The sequence below is a fragment of the Clostridium sardiniense genome (assembly GCF_050584765.1).
GTDB classification, from domain to species: domain Bacteria; phylum Bacillota; class Clostridia; order Clostridiales; family Clostridiaceae; genus Clostridium; species Clostridium sardiniense_A.
In genome coordinates, this window is record NZ_JBNOOR010000002.1 from 796,461 (window position 1) to 815,299 (window position 18,839).

Here is an 18,839-nt window from a genome sequence, read left to right on the forward strand (position 1 = left end):
CCCTAGTTTTTTCTTAATACCTTACCTGCTTTTATCTTCTTGTACTCTCCATTATCTATTACAACCTGACCATTTATAATTACATAATCTATTCCTTCTGGGAATTTTATTGGATCTTCAAAAGTTCCAATATCTCTAACCTCATCTTTATTAAATAACACTATATCTGCAAAGTATCCTTCTCTAAGAAGTCCTCTATCTTTTATACTAATTGCACCTGCTGCTTTGCTTGTCATCTTCATAACTCCTTCTTCAAGAGTTAATACACCAAGTTCTCTTACAAATCTTCCAAGTATTCTTGGGAATGATCCATAAGCTCTAGGGTGAGGTCTTCCAGATAAAAGTCCATCAGTACAGACATTTTGTTCTGCAAGTTTCATGAATTTGATTATATGTTCTTCCATTCCATAATAATCAACCATTCCGACTGCATTCTCTTCTTCAAGTAAAAGATCAAAAGTTGCATTATAAGGATCTTTTCCTCTAAGTTTTCCAAGTTCAATTAAGTTTTTACCTATTGCATCTTCATTCTTTTTATTTCTCACGGAAGTTACATATATGGCATCTAATCCAGCAAAGTCAACAAAGTTATCCCAACCTTCAATTCCATGTTCCATATCGTAAATCATCTTTTCTCTCATTTCTTCTGATGAAAGTCTTTCCATAAGCTTATCTGTACCTCCATCATGAGCCCATGGTGGTAATATAACTCCAAGCATTGTGCTTCCTGCTGCATATGGATATTGGTCAAAAGTAACTCTTATACCTTTTTTCTTAGCTTCATTAAATAATTCAATTACTTCATCAATATATTTCCAGTTCTTTTTTCCACATACTTTAAAGTGTGAGAAGTGAACCCTAACCCCTGACTTTTCACCAATTTCAATTATTTCTCTCATTGAAGATATAATTGTATCTGCTTCACTTCTTTGATGTACTACAAATACTCCATCAAATTCTGCAACTACTTTACACATTTCTATAAGCTCTTCAGTGTGTGAATAAGCACAAGGCATATATATAAGACCTGTTGATAATCCATATGCTCCAGCTTTCATTTCTCTTCTTGTTATTTCACACATTTTCTTTATATCTTCCTTAGTTGCAGGGACATTATTAAGCCCTAGTACTTCCATTCTTACATTTCCATGAGGTACTAAGTATGCTTCATTAAGTCCTACTCCTTTGTCTTCCATCATTTTTAAATAGTTATCAGTTACCTCATATTCCCAGTCAATCTCATCTGACTCACCATCTAATCCTGCTAGATTTTTTCTCCAAGGTGAGATATATTTCTTTGGCAGTGGTGCCATTGATATTCCATCTTGGCCTAATACTTCTGTAGTTATTCCTTGTCTAATTTTTATTTCATTAAATGGATTTTCTAATATCTTTAGATCACTGTGTGAGTGAGTATCAATAAATCCTGGGGCTATTACTAAGCCCCTAGCATCTATTGTTCTATCTATATTATCTTCACAAATTCCATGTCCTATTTTTTCGATTCTCTCATCACAGATCAAGATATCTCCAAGGTATCCTTTGTCGCCACTTCCATCAGCTATAAAACCATCTTTGATTAATATCTTCATCCTAAAAACCACCTTTTATTTGTTATAAACAGATTCTAATATTCCATAATATCCTTCTGCTCCAGTAAATAATTGATCTAATTCTATATATTCATCAATTGTATGAGCTAAATTTTCCTTTGATGGCCCAAAACCAATTGTTCTAATTCCTGCTTCTCCAGCATAATGTGAACCATTTGTGCAGAATGAGTATTGAGTTATTTCTGGATTTATACCTGCACGTTTTAATCCATTAAGTGCTGCTTGTACAAATTCATCATCTTCACTATATAACCAAGCTGGGAAGAATCTTTCACCTTCAATAACTTCTCCTGTATAACAAGTTTCTCTACCTATTGCATATGAAACCTTAGCATTAAGCTCTTTATCTTCTTTCATAAGATCATCTACTATCTTTTTAATTGGAGCTAAAACGCCTTCTTTAGTTTCACCAACTAAAAGTCTTCTATCAAAAGTAGCTCTGCAGTAATCTGGAACTACAGATGCACCAGGATATGGTGATGATTTTATATCAGTTAATACAAGAATTCCTTTTCCAAGTACATCATGTACAGGAGTTTCAATATCTTGAATCTTTTCAATAATCTTTGACATCTTGTATACTGCATTGATTCCCTTTTCTGGATTAGCTGAGTGAGCTGGTTTTCCGAAAGTTTCAATAACTATTTCAGCTCTTCCTCTTTGTCCTATTTTTAAATTTAATTCTGAAGATTCACCAATAACTACATAGTCTGGTTTAACAGCTTCACTTATCTTTCTAGCTGATACCCCTTCAAATATTTCTTCATGAACTACACCTGCAACAAATATATCTCCTGCAAAATTTTTTTTAAAATCTTCTGCAAAGTAAGCCGCTGCTGCTATCATAGCTGATGTTTGTCCCTTCATGTCTGAAGCTCCTCTACCATATATCTTTCCATCAACTATTTCTGCTCCAAATGGTGCATGAGTCCACTTTGAATCATCTGGTACTGGAACAGTATCAATATGTCCATCAAAAAGTATTGTTTTTCCTGGCTTACTGCCTTTTATATGTCCAATTACATTTCCATAACTATCTACAAAGCATTCATCATATCCTAATGCTTTAAATTCCTTCTTTATTGCTTCTACTACTTTACCTTCTTCACCTGAAACTGATTGGTTTCTGATTAATTCTTGGCATAATTTAGTTAAAGTTTCTTTTCTTTGATTATTAAGCATTTCTTTATTCCTCCTATAAACCATTTATTATCTATTAACATTCACTATTCCAAACTATTTCTCTATATTTTTCTGGGTCAGTATCTCCTTCAGTACTAAATAAAAGTACTCTTGAGTTTTCATCAAGTTCTAGTGCTTCTTTTAAATCTTTATAATCTTTATTTGTCATAATTTCATATAGAAGACCTGTTGTAACAGCTCCTGATTCTCCTGATGTTACTTTAGTATCTCCTTTTAATGGATTTCCAAGTATTCTCATACCTTTAGCTGATACCCAATCTGGACATGATACAAATGCAGTTGAATGATTCTTTAAAACTTCCCATCCAATTGTATTTGGTTCTCCACAAGCAAGTCCTGCCATTATTGTTTGCATGTCTCCCCCAACAAATCTTGCTTCTCCATCATTTGCAATTGCTGATTTATAGAAACAATCTGCTAAATTTGATTCAACAATAACTGTCTTTGGACATTCATCACCAAATTCTGATGCAAAGAATCCTTGAACTGCCCCTGCAAGTGATCCAACACCAGCTTGTACAAATATATGTGTTGGCTTAAGTACCTTAATTGCATTTAATTGTTCTAATGCTTCTAAAGCCATAGTTCCATATCCTTGCATTATCCATGCTGGAATTTTTTCATATCCTTCCCATGCAGTATCTTGTACCATTAAGCCATTATGATCATCTGCATATTTTGCAGCTAATCTAACTGCATCGTCATAGTTCATATCAGTTATACTAGCTTCTGCACCTTCTGCCTTTATGTTTTCTAATCTTTGAAGTGATGAGCCCTTTGGCATATATACAACTGATTTTTGTTTTAATCTATTAGCTGTCCATGCTACTCCTCTTCCATGATTTCCATCTGTTGCTGTAACAAATGTAATATCTCCAAGTTTTTCTCTAACTTCATCTGAAGTTAATCTTTCATAAGGTAAATCTTTTATATCTTCTCCTAATTTATCTGCTAAGTATCTTCCCATAGCAAATGATCCGCCAAGTACCTTAAATGCATTTAATCCAAATCTATAAGATTCATCTTTTAAATATATTCCTTTAAGGTCTATCTTTTTAGCTAACTCATTTAATTCAACTAATGGTGTTTTATCATATTCTGAAAAACTTTCATGAAAGTTCTTTGCCTTTGATACTTCGCCTCTACTTAAAAATTCTATGCACCCTTCTTTGTTTGTCTTTGGTAATGTATTTAGTTTCCATAGTATTTTTTCCATAACGTTTCCTCCCTATAAGCTTTTATTTATTAATATTTATTAAAGCAATCTTTATGCCAACTTCATCTAGTTATTTTTCCATTAATTCGTACTATTTCATTTAATTCCTTATTTTTTGTATATGTTTACAGTAAGTTATATAGTCATTTTCACTTAACATAAGCATTATTTATCAAAATGATAAAAGGATTATCATAATGATAATCCTTTGTATTTATAAAGCCTGATGGTTATTTTATTAACAAAATAAGCAAGAGTAATTATCATTTTGATAACTCTTCTTGCTTATATTATTATTGTTCTCCAATTTTTCTGTATAATGTGGCAATTCCTATTCCTAATTTTTTCGCAGCCTTCTTCTTTCCAGCTGTGTCTCTTCCATAAATATCTAATGCTTTGTTTATATAATAACTTTCTACATCTTTAAGCTTTTCTATATCCTTAGAATCAGAAATTATATTATTCACATTACTTTCTTTTCTATAATCTAATATAGTCTGAGGTAGCATATCTAAGGTAACAACACCATCATCTCCACTTAAATTTACCATAAATTCAACAACGTTCTCTAATTCCCTGACATTTCCTTTCCATTGATATAACTTTAACCTTTCTATTACATCATCCTTTACAGTATGAACATACTTATTAAATATCCTATTATATTTTTTTATAAGCCCATACATAATAAGTTCAATATCTCCCTCTCTTTCTCTAAGTGGTGGTACCTCTATTGGTATAACATTTAATCTATAATATAGATCTTCTCTAAACTTACCTTCTTCAACTAATTTCTTTAAGTCCTTATTAGTAGCTGCAACTACTCTTATATCAAGATTTATTAGTTGATTTGAACCTATTTTAACTATTGTTCTTTCTTGAAGAACTCTAAGTAATTTTACTTGAAGATATAGAGGCATGTCTCCAATTTCATCTAAAAATATTACACCTTTATTTGCAAGCTCAAATTTACCTACACGTCCACTTGAGTTTGCCCCAGAAAAGGCGCCTCTAACATACCCAAATAACTCACTTTCGAGAAGACTTTCAGGTATAGCACCACAATTTATAGCTATAAATGGTTTACTTTTACGACTTCCTTCTGCATGTATAGCCCTTGCTACTAACTCTTTTCCTGTACCACTCTCTCCTGTAATTAAAACAGTTGACTTTGAATATGATATCTTTTTTATTTTTTTCTTAAGTTGTTTCATCGATGTAGAATCCCCAACAATTTCATCACAGTTTATTTTATTGTTTCCATGAGTTAAATTTACAACTTCATCTTTTAGATGCTTCAGTTCATTAAAGATCACTATCTTCTCACAATGGTTTTTATTTATATAGTTGTGTATTATCTTACCAACCACCTTATATGGAATACCTCTTATGTATAGCTCAAATATATCTCCTCCTGGAAAATAATCATCTGTCTCTTCGACTCTTATATATTCTCCTACTATCTCTGGCCTTAAATTTAGCATCTTAAGAGCTTTATTATTTATTATTTTAATGTTATTTAAGCTATCTATTGTTATAATTCCATCATCTACCGAGTTGATGATTTGTTTAAAGAAATCCAAATGTTTTTTGTTCGTCAATATCTCATTTTGTTCTATTAATTTTATAGCTATAAATTCAGATATTTGTTCTAAAAAGCTCATGATTGTCTCAAAATTTAATGTTAAGTGATTCTTTTGTTCCTCTGTGGAACATACAAGACCTATTATCCCGAATATGGAACCATCATATTTTATTGGCACACAGATTTCCATATACTCTTTACATTTACCTCTATTCATACAATCTCTACAAAGAAAATTCTCTCCTGGATCTTCTATAATCTTTGCCTCCCCTGTATATAGAGCCTCCTTATATACATAACCTGCAGATTCAATATTTTCTCCTACTCCATCCTTATATATCCCTGTACCTGCTATTCTTTGCATATTATAATCAACAATTTCTACATCTAGCTTTAATATATTTGATAATAAATTTGCGTATTTATTTACTACATCTGAAATATCTATTAGATTTATCTGCATCATTATGATAATTCCCCTTTTCCATATCTTTTATAGTGCGTTCTTTTTTACATCTTGTAAATGCTCTAATCTACCATTATTCTTTACTAATAATATTTCTGATAAAATACTAACAGCAATCTCTGCTGGAGTACCATCTGATATATCAAGCCCAATTGGAGCATGTATTCCTTCAATTAATTCATTAGGAATACCCTCATTTAATATCGCTTCTTTTAGCTCTAAAATTTTCTTCATGCTTCCAACTACGCCAAGATAATTATAATTTTTATTAATTAATTCTTTTGTCCAATAAGTATCACTCTTATGCCCTCTAGTTACAACTATTACATAACTATTATCAAAATTTATATTTCTTAAGCCATCTATATCATTCGTTACTATAAACTCATCAATATTCTTAAAGGCATCATAATCTTTAAATTCTTCTCTATCCTCAATTACAACCCTTCTAAAATTCATACTATCAGTTAATCTACATATGCTCTGAGATATATGTCCACCACCAAAAATAATAATATTTGGTTTTGGTTCAAATACTTTTATATATCCATCTACAGCCCCACCACATGCCATTTTAACCTTTCCACTTTCATTTAGGTTATAAGCGAATTTCTCTCCTTGTCCACTTTCCAAGCATTTTACTGCACTTTCTATAACTACGCATTCTATTTTTCCGCCCCCTATAGAACCAACTATTTTCCCGTTCTCATCTACACTCATTAAAGATCCATTCTTTCTTGGTGTTGATCCATTAGAAGCTGTTATAGTGACCAATGCCATCTTCCTTCCACTTGCTAACCCATCAATAATACTCTGTAATACTCTTTCATCCACTATTTATTCCTCCCTTTCTTTAACATCATTACGCTTTCTAAAACTGCCCCACCTATACATCTTGCTTTATCTGAAATTAAGTCACAATTTTTCTTTTGATTAATTCTTGGATCTATATCAGCTATTTTAAGTCCCTCTTTTACATAAAATCCATCTCTTATCATTCCTCTTATTACCCCAGTTAATGAAGCTTTTACATATGAATTACCAACCATGCATATATTTTCGCCCTTTTCTACAATACTTCCAATATCTTTAATTATCCTAATATTTCCTTCACAAGGAGAATATATAACTCTCTCAATTCCAAAACCCTCTATTATTCCTGGAACCCCTGTATTCTTTGCAGCTGGTCCATCAGATATTAATCTTCCTAGGTTGTGCCCCCTATTTGTCTCAACTACTATATCGACATCTACACCTGCTTCATACCCTGGTCCTAGCGCAATAGTTATATTTGCCATATCCTTCTTTGTTCCTATATTTCTTTTACAAAGGGTTGCATCAACAATTGCCATAGGACTAATTTTTTTTATTATTTCACCAGAAGTATCTTTCATGATGCAAACTTTATCCTCTTCTAATATGCTAAATATTTCATCATATGAATCTGCTCTTTTTGCAATGACATCTTCAACTTTAAATTCTTTTTCATACATAGCCTCACTTAAGCAAACCTTCCTTCTTATGGACGTTGGTTTTTCTATCTCTAAGGCTATAACTTTAAATCCAGCTCTATATAATTTTTGAATTGCACCAGTAGCAATATCTCCGGCACCTCTTACGATTATTATTTCATCCATTGTATTCTCCCTTCATATAATTTAATTAATTCTTCTAGTTCTTCTTTCGTGTCAACATCAAAAAATTCAGTACTTGAATGAAAGTTTAAGAAAGTTACCTTGTCCCAATTATTTCTTATAACAGGTCTTCCACCAACATCTCCATGCAAAGACATTAATTCATCCCTAAATTCCCCTGAAAATATCACAGGACTTTTATTTCTTCCATGAACTCTCGGAACCACTATACCTCCATTTCTCTTAAACGTTTCCATAAGTTTTTTTATAGTTTTTTCCTTTAATAAAGGCTGATCCCCAGTAAAAAACATATATCCATTACTTAAAATTGATGATTTCTCTAAAGAAAGTCTTATACCTTCACTCTGCCCATAGCTAGCATTTTTATTATATAAGGTACTTACACCATGCTTTATCCCAATTTCTTTTACTTTAAGATCTTTATAAATTAAAATAACTTCTTTAAACCCTACAGACTTTACTGTCTCTATTACCCATTCAACTAAAGGCTTACCACAAAAATCTAATAGAAGCTTATTTCTTCCCATTCTTTTACCTTGTCCAGATGCTAAAATTACTGCTATTATTTTAGGTCACCTCCAGTAGAAAGCATAAAATACTCTTTTCTTTTTAAACTTCCACCAATAATCTTTAATGAATTTTTGTTTTTTCTATTTAATATTTCAAGCAATTTCCATGCCATCTCTTTACTTTTTTCATCTTCAACTCTATTTAAAAATAATATTTTCTCGCCTATTGAATCTTTAAATAATCCATTTGGATTTATTATTATATCTGCCATTACATCTAATGTTATTTCATCTCCAACATTTGTTTTAAATATATGATTAAATTTTTCAATTCTATGTACATTTTCATATGTAATCTTTTCCCCAATAATATGTAAAGGTATTATACCTATTGTTTTAGTAGTTCTATTAAATATCACAGGCTCAGTATCATTCCACCCTTTAAGTGGTTTTCTCTTTGAGCCATCACTTTCAAGTAATACATAATCAAAGCTACTTATGTAATTTTCTACTTTAAAAATATCTCCACAGACTTTATTATCATCTATTTTTTCTCCTGCTATAAATGTCCTCCCATTTTTTATGTTAATTTTCTCTCCCTTACTCAAACAGAAAAAATAATCAGCCTCATCTTTAGTTGGACATAACATTTTTGTTGTTGTTGATATTAAAACCTTCTCTTTGATAAGTTCTTTAGCTATGTTGTATATAAAAGTAGTTTTCCCACCTGAACCTACAACAGATATAATATCTCCTTTTTTCGTATCAATTAAATCAACTAAATACATTTTTACATCTTGCCCCCTCTTTCATTGCTAATTACAAATATAATCCTATTTTATATTCTAAATGGATTTTTTTCAATTATTTCAAATTATGAAAAATAACAGAATTTAATGAAAATTTTATTTCATCCAAGAATGGACGCCTTTTGCATAATAGTCCTTCCTTCTTTTATATTTAAATATTAGTAATCATATACTTAAGCAAAAAAAATTCAACTATAGTAGGAATTAAAACTAATTTAGCATTAATTCTTACTGTAGTTAAATTTATTTCTCTCGTTTAGCTTTAACATATCTTACATTTGTAATTATATTTCATAGATATGTTCTTAAATATTGAAATTACTTTCATTATAATTACATATTTGTAATATAGTATATTTCACTTAAAATTAATTAATATTCAGTTTATATTTTCCTAAAATATTGTTGATATAATTTTATATATTAATTACACATAATAATTAATAATATACTTTTAAGGAGATTTTTTAAATGAATAAAATAGATTTACATGTGCATTGTTTGCCTTCTTCCTTTAAAAAGGCACTCTTAGATAATAATTTAACTCACCCTGATGGATTCCCAACTCCAGACTGGTCAGCTAAAGATCATTTAGAAATGATGAAAAGATTAAAGATAGATTTTTCAATGCTATCAATTTCATCACCTTATATTTGTTTAGGTGATGATAATTATAATAAAATTTTGTCTAGAAAAGTAAATAATGAGTGTTTTAATATAGTAAAAGAACATCCTAATAAATTTGGATTTATAGCATCACTTCCATTATTAAATACTCAAGATAGTATAAAAGAAATTAATTATGTATTTAATGATTTAAATGCTGATGGGGTTATGTTTCCTACTAATATAGATGGAGTATATTTAGGAAATCCTAAACTTGATTCTATATTTGAAGAATTAAATAAACATAATGCGATTGTTCTTATACACCCCACTACACCAAGTGCATTACCTGAAGATGTTAATGAGAATTTACCAATACCACTTATGGAATTCTTTTTTGATACCACTCGTGCAATAACAAATATGATGCTTAAGGGAACTCTTAACAAATTCCCAAATATTAAATTTATCATCCCTCACGCTGGAGCATTCTTACCACTTTTAGCTGATAGACTGGATTCCTATAGGGATGTTATGAAAATGAGAGGAGATACTTATGTACCAAATTTCTTCTCTGACCTTAAGAAATTTTATTATGATTTAGCTGGATTTTGTATACCACGACAATTAGAAGTTCTTCTACAGGTTGCTGATAAAGATCACTTATTATACGGAAGTGATTATCCTTATACTCCTGAATTTAAATGTAGTGCACTTCAAGAAATGCTAAATAATACAACTTTAATTAACAATGAAGATAGAGAAAATTTATATTTAAAAAATGCATTCAACTTATTTCCCAGATTAAGCAAAATTTAATATACTGTTTTGCTTAATTAAAAAAAGATAAGTTCTATAGCTAAAAGCTATAGAACTTATCTTTTTTATTTTAATAGTATTTGATGTAAATTATATATTCTCAGCTAATACTTGATATTAACTGTTAGCTTAATCTAATCACTTTCATCATATATTATCAATATATATTGATAATTAGTTTTTAAATATGGCTTTATCTATTCTTACGTATATACTTTCAACAGTATTTTTAAATAATTTCTTATACACGTAATTCATTATTATTACAATAATATAGCCACCTATAACATCTAATGGATAGTGGTTTCCGACATATATTCTTGAAAAACCTACTAAAATAGATAGTATCATAAATATATTTCTAAGAACTTTGCTATATCCTCCAAGTCCTAAAGCTATACTAAATGTACCTATAACATGATCACTTGGAAATGATGCATCCGCGGAATGTGGCATAAGTAAATTTACTCTATGATCTACAAAAGGTCTATTTACATAGTACACACTACCTATTATAGAACTTATAAGTAAATTTATTATTGTAAATACTATTGTACTAACTGCCACCTTCCTACATTCTATATTTCTTCTACTAATACCGAACAAATATAGCACGACAAGAGCTAGTGCAAATATATATGGTAGATACTTTGAACAAAATATCATTATGCTATCTAAATATAAGTTTTTATCAGCTAAATTGTTTATTAATCTAAAAACTTCTAAATTTAATCCCATCTTTAGTTCCCCTCTCGAGTATTATTACTCTCTTCTTTAGTTCTCCTTTCAAATATTATTAATATTTAAAGTAACTTTCCGTATTTTCTTATATATAATTTCTTAACGCAAGTAACTAATACCATATAAGCAAGTATTGTAATTGCTAAATATAAGAAATAAATAGGTGGCATCTCAGCCATTTCAACCACTTTACCTAATGGTGTATATGGAATAACTGTGCCAACAACTATTGCTATAATTGTAAATAAGCACACTGACTTTGAAGCTCTACTTTGTATGAAAGGAATTTTTGGTGATCTTATCATGTGTATTACTAATGTTTGAGTCATTAGTGATTCTATAAACCATCCTGCATTAAACGCAGCTACAAACAATACATTATTAACACCTGGTGCCCCATATGAACCTCCAGCAATGCTTGGACATATTACAAAGAATAATAATGCATAAGTTGTAATATCAAATATTGAACTTGTTGGTCCAAACCATACCATAAAGCTTCCAATTGAAGATGCATCCCATTTACGAGGTTTCCTTAAATATTCTTTATCTACATTATCCCATGGAATTGATATGCATGAAATATCATAAATAAGGTTTAATATTAAGATTTGTATAGGAAGCATAGGTAAGAATGGTAAAAATGCACTTGCTACTAATACACTAAACATATTTCCAAAATTAGAACTAGCAGTCATCTTGATATATTTAATTATATTTGCAAATGTTCTACGACCTTCAACAACGCCTTTTCCAAGTACCATTAAATTCTTTTCTAATAATATGATATCAGCGGATTCCTTTGCTATATCTACAGCTGTATCTACAGATATCCCAACATCTGACTTTCTCATGGCAGGGGCATCATTTATCCCATCTCCCATAAATCCAACAACATGTCCATTACTCTTTAGAACAGAAACTATTCTAGCTTTTTGACTTGGTGATAATTTTGCAAAAACATTTGTGTAAGTAACAGCTTTCTTTAATTCATCATCTGTCATTTCTTCAACTTCTGATCCTAAAAGAATACTTCTAACATCAATTCCAACTTGCTTACATACATACTTAGTTACTTTTTCATTATCTCCAGTTAAAACCTTAACTTCAACACCATAATCATGTAAGAATTCTATAGCTTCTTTTGATGACTCCTTTGGTGGATCTAAGAAACTTATATATCCCATAAGAACCATATCACTTTCATCAGCCACAGAGAAGCTTCCTTCTGGTGATGGATTATTCTTTTGAGATACACCAATTACTCTCATTCCATTTGCATTAAGATCACTAACTGTTTCTAATATTTCTGCTCTTAATTCTTCAGTTAAAGTAACTATTTCACCTTTATATTCTGCATAAGAAGATATTTCAATCATTTCTTCTATTGCACCTTTTGTTATTAATTGAGTTTTACCCATCTTATCCTTTAATACTACTGACATTCTACGACGTGCAAAATCAAATGGTATTTCATCTACCTTTTCATATTGATTACTTAAATCTTCAAATCCTTCTTTATCTCCATATTGAAGTATTGCAACATCAAGTAAGTTTTTAAGTCCTGTTTGGAAATAACTATTTAAATATCCATGTTTTAATACTCTAATATCTTCATTACCATGAATATCAAGATGATTTTCAAGTATTATCTTATCTTCAGTAAGTGTTCCTGTTTTATCTGTACAAAGTATATCCATAGCACCAAAATTTTGTATTGAATTTAGATTCTTAACTATAGTTTTGTACTTAGCCATCTTAACAGCACCTTTTGCAAGGTTAGTTGTAACTATCATTGGTAGCATTTCTGGAGTTAATCCAACTGCAACTGATAGTGCAAATAAAAATGCTTGAAGCCAGTCTCCCTTTGTAAATCCATTAATAACAAATACTACTGGAACCATAATTGCCATAAATCTTATTAGTACAAAACTTACTGAGTTAACACCTTTATCAAAGCTTGTCATATCTCTTTTTTCAGTTATTGTATCTGCCATACTTCCTAAAACTGTATCATTTCCAGTAGATAAAACTACAGCAGTTGCTGTTCCACTTATAACATTAGTTCCCATGAATGCTAAGTTTTCTAGCTCAAAGTGACTTGTTATATTTTTATTTAAAGTTTCTTCTGATAACTCTCCGTATTTTTCAACAGCTTCTGATTCCCCTGTCATTGATGATTCACTTACAAATAAGTCCTTAGCAAAAATAATTCTTACGTCAGCTGGAATCATATCTCCTGCATTAAGTTTTATAATATCACCTTGTACTACCTCATTCATTGGTACTTCTAGAGTCTCTCCATCACGAACTACAGTTGCAGTGGTTTTTATCATTTCTTTAAGCTTTTCACCAGCTTTATTAGATTTACCTTCTTGAACAATACGAAGAACTCCACTAATGGTAACCATTATTGTAATTATAATAACTGTAGTTAAACTTTTATCTCCTGGCTTTGGTATAACATAATCTGTAAAAAATGATACAATTGCAAGTAAAATTAATACAACTGAAAATGGATTTATAAAGGCATCAAATAATCTTTTATACCATGTTATTCCATTACCATAGCTTATTTCGTTATATCCGTAATCTTCTATTCTTCTTTCTGCTTCTTCATTTGTTATTCCTTGAGTTCTAGTATCTAATTTTTCAAAAAAATCTTCTTTTTCCAATAATCCTAATTGTATTAGCTTTTTGTTTATTTCTTCCCTTTTTAAGTTTCTTACTGATTTTGTTGTATTTAAATTATTTTTTGTAATTTTAAATTTCATTTTTAAACCCTCCTCATTTTTAAGTAAATTATGAGAATTCGGGCATAAGAAAAGACCTGTTAGCTACTTTTTATAATTTCGCTATAATCAGGTCACACTCTTAATCTTTAGAATCTATATTTTATTGCAAAGCAAACAAACCAGAAACTGGATGCAAATTTTCAAATAATAAAATTTTTAAGTTTTGCTTGATAAAATATAGACACCTCAGGTGACCGTCTATTCCCATACAACTACTTCCAGTTTCCAATTGTTCTCACCTCACTTATTTCTTAAAATAAAAAAATCCTCATTTAGTGCAAAACTAAACGAGGATATATAATCAATATTATATATAATTGGCACCCCCGTTCAAGCTTCAACTCCGTAGGGCAATGAAATTGCATTAGAATACGCCTTAACTTCGACGTATACTGCTAACCCTCTAATAGTGTCTCCACTATTTCGCGGCAGCAACCCGTATCCCTATGGTAGCCTCACCTACCGAGAATATTAAATTCTACCAAAGTTTCCTTTGATAATTTCATTATATTCATCTTATAAAATAATGTCAACGAAATATAATGACTTATAACAATTTATAATTCTTTATTAATACTTTTATCATTTTAGAAATATTTAAGAAATTTCAAAAATATCATCTTTATCTAAACTTTTATCTATATATAACTTATACCAAATTATATAAACTATCATACTCCATACTTTTCTACTATAGTCCCCTTTTCCTTCCTTATGTTTCTTTAGCATGTTTATCACTTCATCTTTATTAATGTCTTTTACTGGGTTTTTATCTATTAAATTAAAAGCCCAATCATAAAGCTCATCCTTAAGCCACACTCTCATAGGAACGGGATATCCTAACTTTCTTCTAGTATAAAGATATTCTGGAAGCTCATCTTTAAAAGCTTCTCTTAATGCATATTTTGTTGTAAAGCCTTGTATCTTATTCTCCTTTTTAAGAGTTGATGCTAAACTAAATACTTCTTTATCAACAAAAGGAACTCTTACTTCTAATGAGTTTGCCATAGACATTCTATCTGCTTTAGTAAGTATATCTCCAACAAGCCATGTATTTATATCAATATACTGCCTTTTAACTACATTATCGTATGATTTAACATCATTGAATAATTCCTCTGTAATTTCCAAATCATTTTTTAATTTATTATAATTTCTAATTACTTTACTTTTTTCATTAACGTTAAATATGTTTGCATTTCCAGCATATCTTTTTTCTAATGGTGTTGATCCTCTAATTATAAAGCTCTTTCCTTTAGTATTATCCGGTACTACAGAAGCCACCTTTTTTAATATATCCTTCATTCCTTTTGGTATATAATTAAACATCTTTAATGATTCATCTTCTGTGTATATATTATATCCACCAAAGAACTCATCTGCCCCTTCCCCTGAAAGTATCACTTTATAATCTTTACTTACAGCCTTACAAATATTATATAAAGGAATTATCGATGGGTCTCCTATTGGGCTATCCATATGATAAACTATCTTTGGAAGCTCTCTTATATAATCCTTATAATTTAGCTTTATTCCTATATTTTTTATTCCTATCTCATCTGCAAATCTCTTTGCATGTTCTGTTTCATCATACCCATCAATATCAAATCCAATAGTATATGATACTATGTTTGGGTTTATATCACTTGCTATTTTAGTAACAATTGATGAATCTATTCCACTTGATAGAAATGTTGCAACAGGCACATCACTTTCTAAATGCTTAGCAACTGATTCTCTAATAACTGACTTTATCTTCTTCTTTAATTCTTCTTTATTATGATGCTTTTCATTAAATGTTACATCAAAATACCTTTCCACCCTTTCATCACCGCATAGATCTTTCTCTACTAAATGACCTGCTGGGAGTATTTTGACTTCTTTAAATATACTTTGATTTGAAGGTATGTATTGGAATGTTGCATACTCTCCTAAAACCTCACTTCTATATGTTAAGTTATCAAAAATATTTTTAAGTGCTTTAAGCTCTGAAGAAAAATATAATCCATTATCTTTTTTCATATAATATAACGGCTTTATTCCAAAATTATCCCTTATTCCAATAACCTTTTCCTTTTCTCTATCATATATAACAATAGCAAACATACCTCTAAGCTTATTTACTAATTTCTTACCTAACTTATCATATAATGTAGCAATAACTTCTATTTCAGAATTAGTTTTAAAGCTGTATCCTACCTGCATTAATTCATTTCTAAGCTCTTTATAATTATATATTTCTCCATTAAAAACTATAGTGTATTTATCATTGTAATTAAAAGGTTGAACTCCATTTTCTAAATCTATTATACTTAGTCTATTAAATACAAAAAACGCATTATCGTGTCTAATTTCCTTTGTATCATTTGGTCCTCTATGTCTTATGATCTCAGCACTTTCTCTGCATATTTTAACCTCTTCTGTACTTAGTGCTTTTTTGAAAACTTGTAAAAATCCACACATTATTATCTATGTCCCCTTTATCAATATGTTTTTGCATATACTATTTTTATTATAAATATATTTTTTTAGATTAAATTTACATAAAAAACAATTTTTATTACATATAAGTTACATTTTAGCTAATTAGTTACATTTTGTTAATAATTTTGTTTTATTTTACCCAAGTCGCTCATTTTTATTACATATTCCTTATATTTAGATACTCTTTTAAAATATGAAACCTCTATGTTAATTGTAAAAACAGCTCGATTTTTGTATAATTAATACTGTGAATTTATTATCTATTTTAATTAAAGGAGAAAAAAATTGAATATTTTAGTGGTTGATGATGAGATTAGCATATTACAACTTATAAAAATGAATTTAGAACTTCAAAAATATACCGTTACTACAGCAACTTGTGGTGTCGAGGCATTAGACCTTACTATAAAAGAAAGACCTGATATCATAATCTTAGATGCAATGCTACCTGATATTAGCGGATTTAAACTTATAAATAAAATAAAATTAATAGCTGATATTCCTATTATTATGCTTACAGCTAAAAACGATATCAATGATAAACTATTAGGATTGCAATTAGGTGCTGAAGATTATATAACAAAGCCATTTAATAGTACTGAACTATTATTAAGAGTCAAGGTTATTTCAAAAAGAATAACTAAAAATTCTAAAGAAATTAAAAACTCAATATCTGTTGGTAAGATACATATATTACTTGACGAAAGAAAAGTCTTAATTGATTCTAAATATATAGATTTAACTTTTAAAGAGTTCGAGGTTTTAAGTTATCTTTGTGAAAATAAAGGACGAGTTTTTAGTAGAGAAGAGCTTTTAAATAAAGTTTGGGGATACGACTTTGAAGGTACTACTCGTGCAGTAGATATATTAGTTCAAAGACTTAGAAAAAAATTGGGTGATTGTCAGCATTACATAAAAACATTATATAAAGCAGGGTATAAACTAGATGTTTCAGACGAATCTATCTCTTAAACAAAAAATTATATTAACCAATATTGCAATATTAGCACCTATTATTATTTTTATATACATAATTACATTTAATACTTTATCTAAAAACTTATTAGATAATTCTCTTGAATATCTATTAAAAGAAAATACTACTATGTGTGGATATGTTGAAAACTTATTAGAATCTAATAATAATCCTAACAAGGAGGAAGCTTTTAAATCTATTTCTCCATTTATAGCCACTAACTTAAGTAGTAAATTTAATATAAGAGTTCAAACAATAAGTAATTCTGGTCAAATAACCTATGACTCTGATAAAAATCAAATAAGTCTATATAATAAGGATATTGATAAGGCACTTGATGGTTCTCAATCTTATATTATAAAAAAAATTGATGGTGTTCCATATATATTTTTATCTACTCCTATATTTTATAAAAATACTTATTGTGGGGTTTTAAGATTAATACTTCAAAACTCATCTTCTGTAACTATATTAAATAATACACTTATAATAATGTTACTTGTAAGTATAGCTTCACTTGGTATCGGTATCATATTAATATACTCATTTTCTAAAGAATTAGTTAATCCACTCATAACATTAAAAGAACAATCAAGAAAGATAGCTAAAGGAAACTTTGGAGAAAAGGTTCACATAACTAGTGGTGACGAAATTGAAGATTTAGCAAATACATTTAATGTTATGAGTGAAGAAATAGAGAAATATATAAAGGAACTTGAGGCAGCAAAAACCAAACAGAAAAAGTTCTTTGATAACATATCACATGAGCTTAAGACACCTTTAACTGCAATTATCGGATTTTCTGAAATAATCCCTAAATTAGATGATAATAATAAGGTTTTAGAAAGCTCTGCACTAATAGAAAAAGAGGGACGTAGACTTTTAACTTTAGTCGAAGAAATATTAATATTATCTAAAGCAAATAAAGAAAACTTCGCTATAGAATCAACTTATATAAATCTTAAAGATTTGATTGATGAGTGCTTAAATATCCTTCACATTAAACTTAATAATTATCATATAAGCATAATTAAAAATTATGAAAACATATTTGTATATGGAGATTATGATAAAACAAAGCAAGTTTTTATAAATATAATTGATAATGCTATTAAATATAGTGGCTGTGAAACCATAGAAATCGCATCAAAAGTATATGATGATAGAATAGAAATATTTATTTCAGATGATGGTATTGGATTTGATGTATCAAATATTAAAAGTACAAAAGGTAATGGCTTTGGTCTTAATATTTGTAAAAATATATTATCTACTCAAAATGGATCATTTAGTATTGAAAGCACATTAGATGAAGGTACTATTGCAACAATAACATTATATAAACAAAAGAAATTTGATTGA

General features: G+C 29.4%; 14 protein-coding genes and 1 riboswitch. Of the genes, 3 read left to right on the forward strand and 11 right to left on the reverse strand.

The genetic code is table 11. The features are described 5' to 3' along the window. Nucleotides 1–2: 2 nt before the first annotated feature. The 8 genes from ACQPUW_RS13370 to yqeC all read right to left on the reverse strand — a co-directional run bounded on the left by ACQPUW_RS13370 (nucleotide 3) and on the right by yqeC (nucleotide 9,035). Nucleotides 3–1,592 (reverse strand): N-acyl-D-amino-acid deacylase family protein, encoded by a 1,590-nt coding sequence (locus ACQPUW_RS13370; RefSeq protein WP_430837996.1) that lies wholly within the window; start codon nucleotides 1,590–1,592, stop codon nucleotides 3–5. A gap of 15 nt (nucleotides 1,593–1,607) precedes the next feature. After that, nucleotides 1,608–2,795 carry a YgeY family selenium metabolism-linked hydrolase gene (locus tag ACQPUW_RS13375; RefSeq protein WP_430837997.1) on the reverse strand — a complete coding sequence of 396 codons (1,188 nt, stop codon included), beginning with the start codon at nucleotides 2,793–2,795 and terminating at the stop codon, nucleotides 1,608–1,610. Between the two features lie 34 nt (nucleotides 2,796–2,829). After that, a complete protein-coding gene (dpaL, locus tag ACQPUW_RS13380; RefSeq protein ID WP_430837998.1) occupies nucleotides 2,830–4,032 on the reverse strand; it encodes a diaminopropionate ammonia-lyase in 1,203 nt (400 codons plus the stop codon). A gap of 293 nt (nucleotides 4,033–4,325) precedes the next feature. Continuing rightward, on the reverse strand, nucleotides 4,326–6,083 hold the full coding sequence (locus ACQPUW_RS13385) for a sigma-54-dependent Fis family transcriptional regulator (RefSeq protein ID WP_430837999.1): 1,758 nt from the start codon (nucleotides 6,081–6,083) through the stop codon (nucleotides 4,326–4,328). Nucleotides 6,084–6,110: 27 nt separating this feature from the next. Beyond that, nucleotides 6,111–6,917 (reverse strand): XdhC family protein, encoded by an 807-nt coding sequence (locus ACQPUW_RS13390; RefSeq protein WP_430838000.1) that lies wholly within the window; start codon nucleotides 6,915–6,917, stop codon nucleotides 6,111–6,113. Beyond that, nucleotides 6,917–7,720: a selenium-dependent molybdenum cofactor biosynthesis protein YqeB gene (gene yqeB / locus ACQPUW_RS13395; protein WP_430838001.1), complete on the reverse strand. Its 804-nt coding sequence runs from the start codon at nucleotides 7,718–7,720 to the stop codon at nucleotides 6,917–6,919. Before yqeB ends, ACQPUW_RS13390 begins: the two co-directional genes overlap by 1 nt. Further along, a complete protein-coding gene (locus ACQPUW_RS13400; RefSeq protein WP_430838095.1) occupies nucleotides 7,708–8,304 on the reverse strand; it encodes a nucleotidyltransferase family protein in 597 nt (198 codons plus the stop codon). Before ACQPUW_RS13400 ends, yqeB begins: the two co-directional genes overlap by 13 nt. Next, the gene (gene yqeC, locus ACQPUW_RS13405; RefSeq protein ID WP_430838002.1) at nucleotides 8,301–9,035 is read right to left on the reverse strand and encodes a selenium cofactor biosynthesis protein YqeC; all 735 of its coding nucleotides are present in this window, start codon (nucleotides 9,033–9,035) and stop codon (nucleotides 8,301–8,303) included. Before yqeC ends, ACQPUW_RS13400 begins: the two co-directional genes overlap by 4 nt. Before the next feature lie 492 nt (nucleotides 9,036–9,527). Here yqeC and ACQPUW_RS13410 point away from each other — a divergent pair, with 492 nt between their 5' ends. Next, a complete protein-coding gene (locus ACQPUW_RS13410) occupies nucleotides 9,528–10,481 on the forward strand; it encodes an amidohydrolase family protein (protein WP_430838003.1) in 954 nt (317 codons plus the stop codon). 174 nt (nucleotides 10,482–10,655) lie between these two features. Here the strand turns inward: ACQPUW_RS13410 and ACQPUW_RS13415 are convergent, their stop codons facing one another. The 3 genes from ACQPUW_RS13415 to asnB form a co-directional block, all read right to left on the reverse strand. Continuing rightward, on the reverse strand, nucleotides 10,656–11,219 hold the full coding sequence (locus tag ACQPUW_RS13415) for an undecaprenyl-diphosphatase (protein WP_430838004.1): 564 nt from the start codon (nucleotides 11,217–11,219) through the stop codon (nucleotides 10,656–10,658). A gap of 65 nt (nucleotides 11,220–11,284) precedes the next feature. Continuing rightward, complete coding sequence (gene mgtA, locus ACQPUW_RS13420; protein ID WP_430838005.1) at nucleotides 11,285–13,996, reverse strand: magnesium-translocating P-type ATPase; 2,712 nt, start codon at nucleotides 13,994–13,996, stop codon at nucleotides 11,285–11,287. Between the two features lie 339 nt (nucleotides 13,997–14,335). Further along, a riboswitch (M-box (ykoK) riboswitch) is annotated at nucleotides 14,336–14,491 on the reverse strand. Between the two features lie 123 nt (nucleotides 14,492–14,614). After that, entirely contained in the window at nucleotides 14,615–16,480 is a 1,866-nt protein-coding gene (gene asnB / locus ACQPUW_RS13425; protein WP_430838006.1) for an asparagine synthase (glutamine-hydrolyzing), read from the reverse strand. A 306-nt stretch (nucleotides 16,481–16,786) separates the two neighbouring features. Here asnB and ACQPUW_RS13430 point away from each other — a divergent pair, with 306 nt between their 5' ends. After that, nucleotides 16,787–17,473 (forward strand): response regulator transcription factor, encoded by a 687-nt coding sequence (locus tag ACQPUW_RS13430; protein WP_430838007.1) that lies wholly within the window; start codon nucleotides 16,787–16,789, stop codon nucleotides 17,471–17,473. Then, nucleotides 17,448–18,839, forward strand: coding sequence for a sensor histidine kinase (locus ACQPUW_RS13435; protein WP_430838008.1), 1,392 nt, complete (start codon nucleotides 17,448–17,450; stop codon nucleotides 18,837–18,839). The genes ACQPUW_RS13430 and ACQPUW_RS13435 overlap by 26 nt, the downstream gene beginning before the upstream one ends.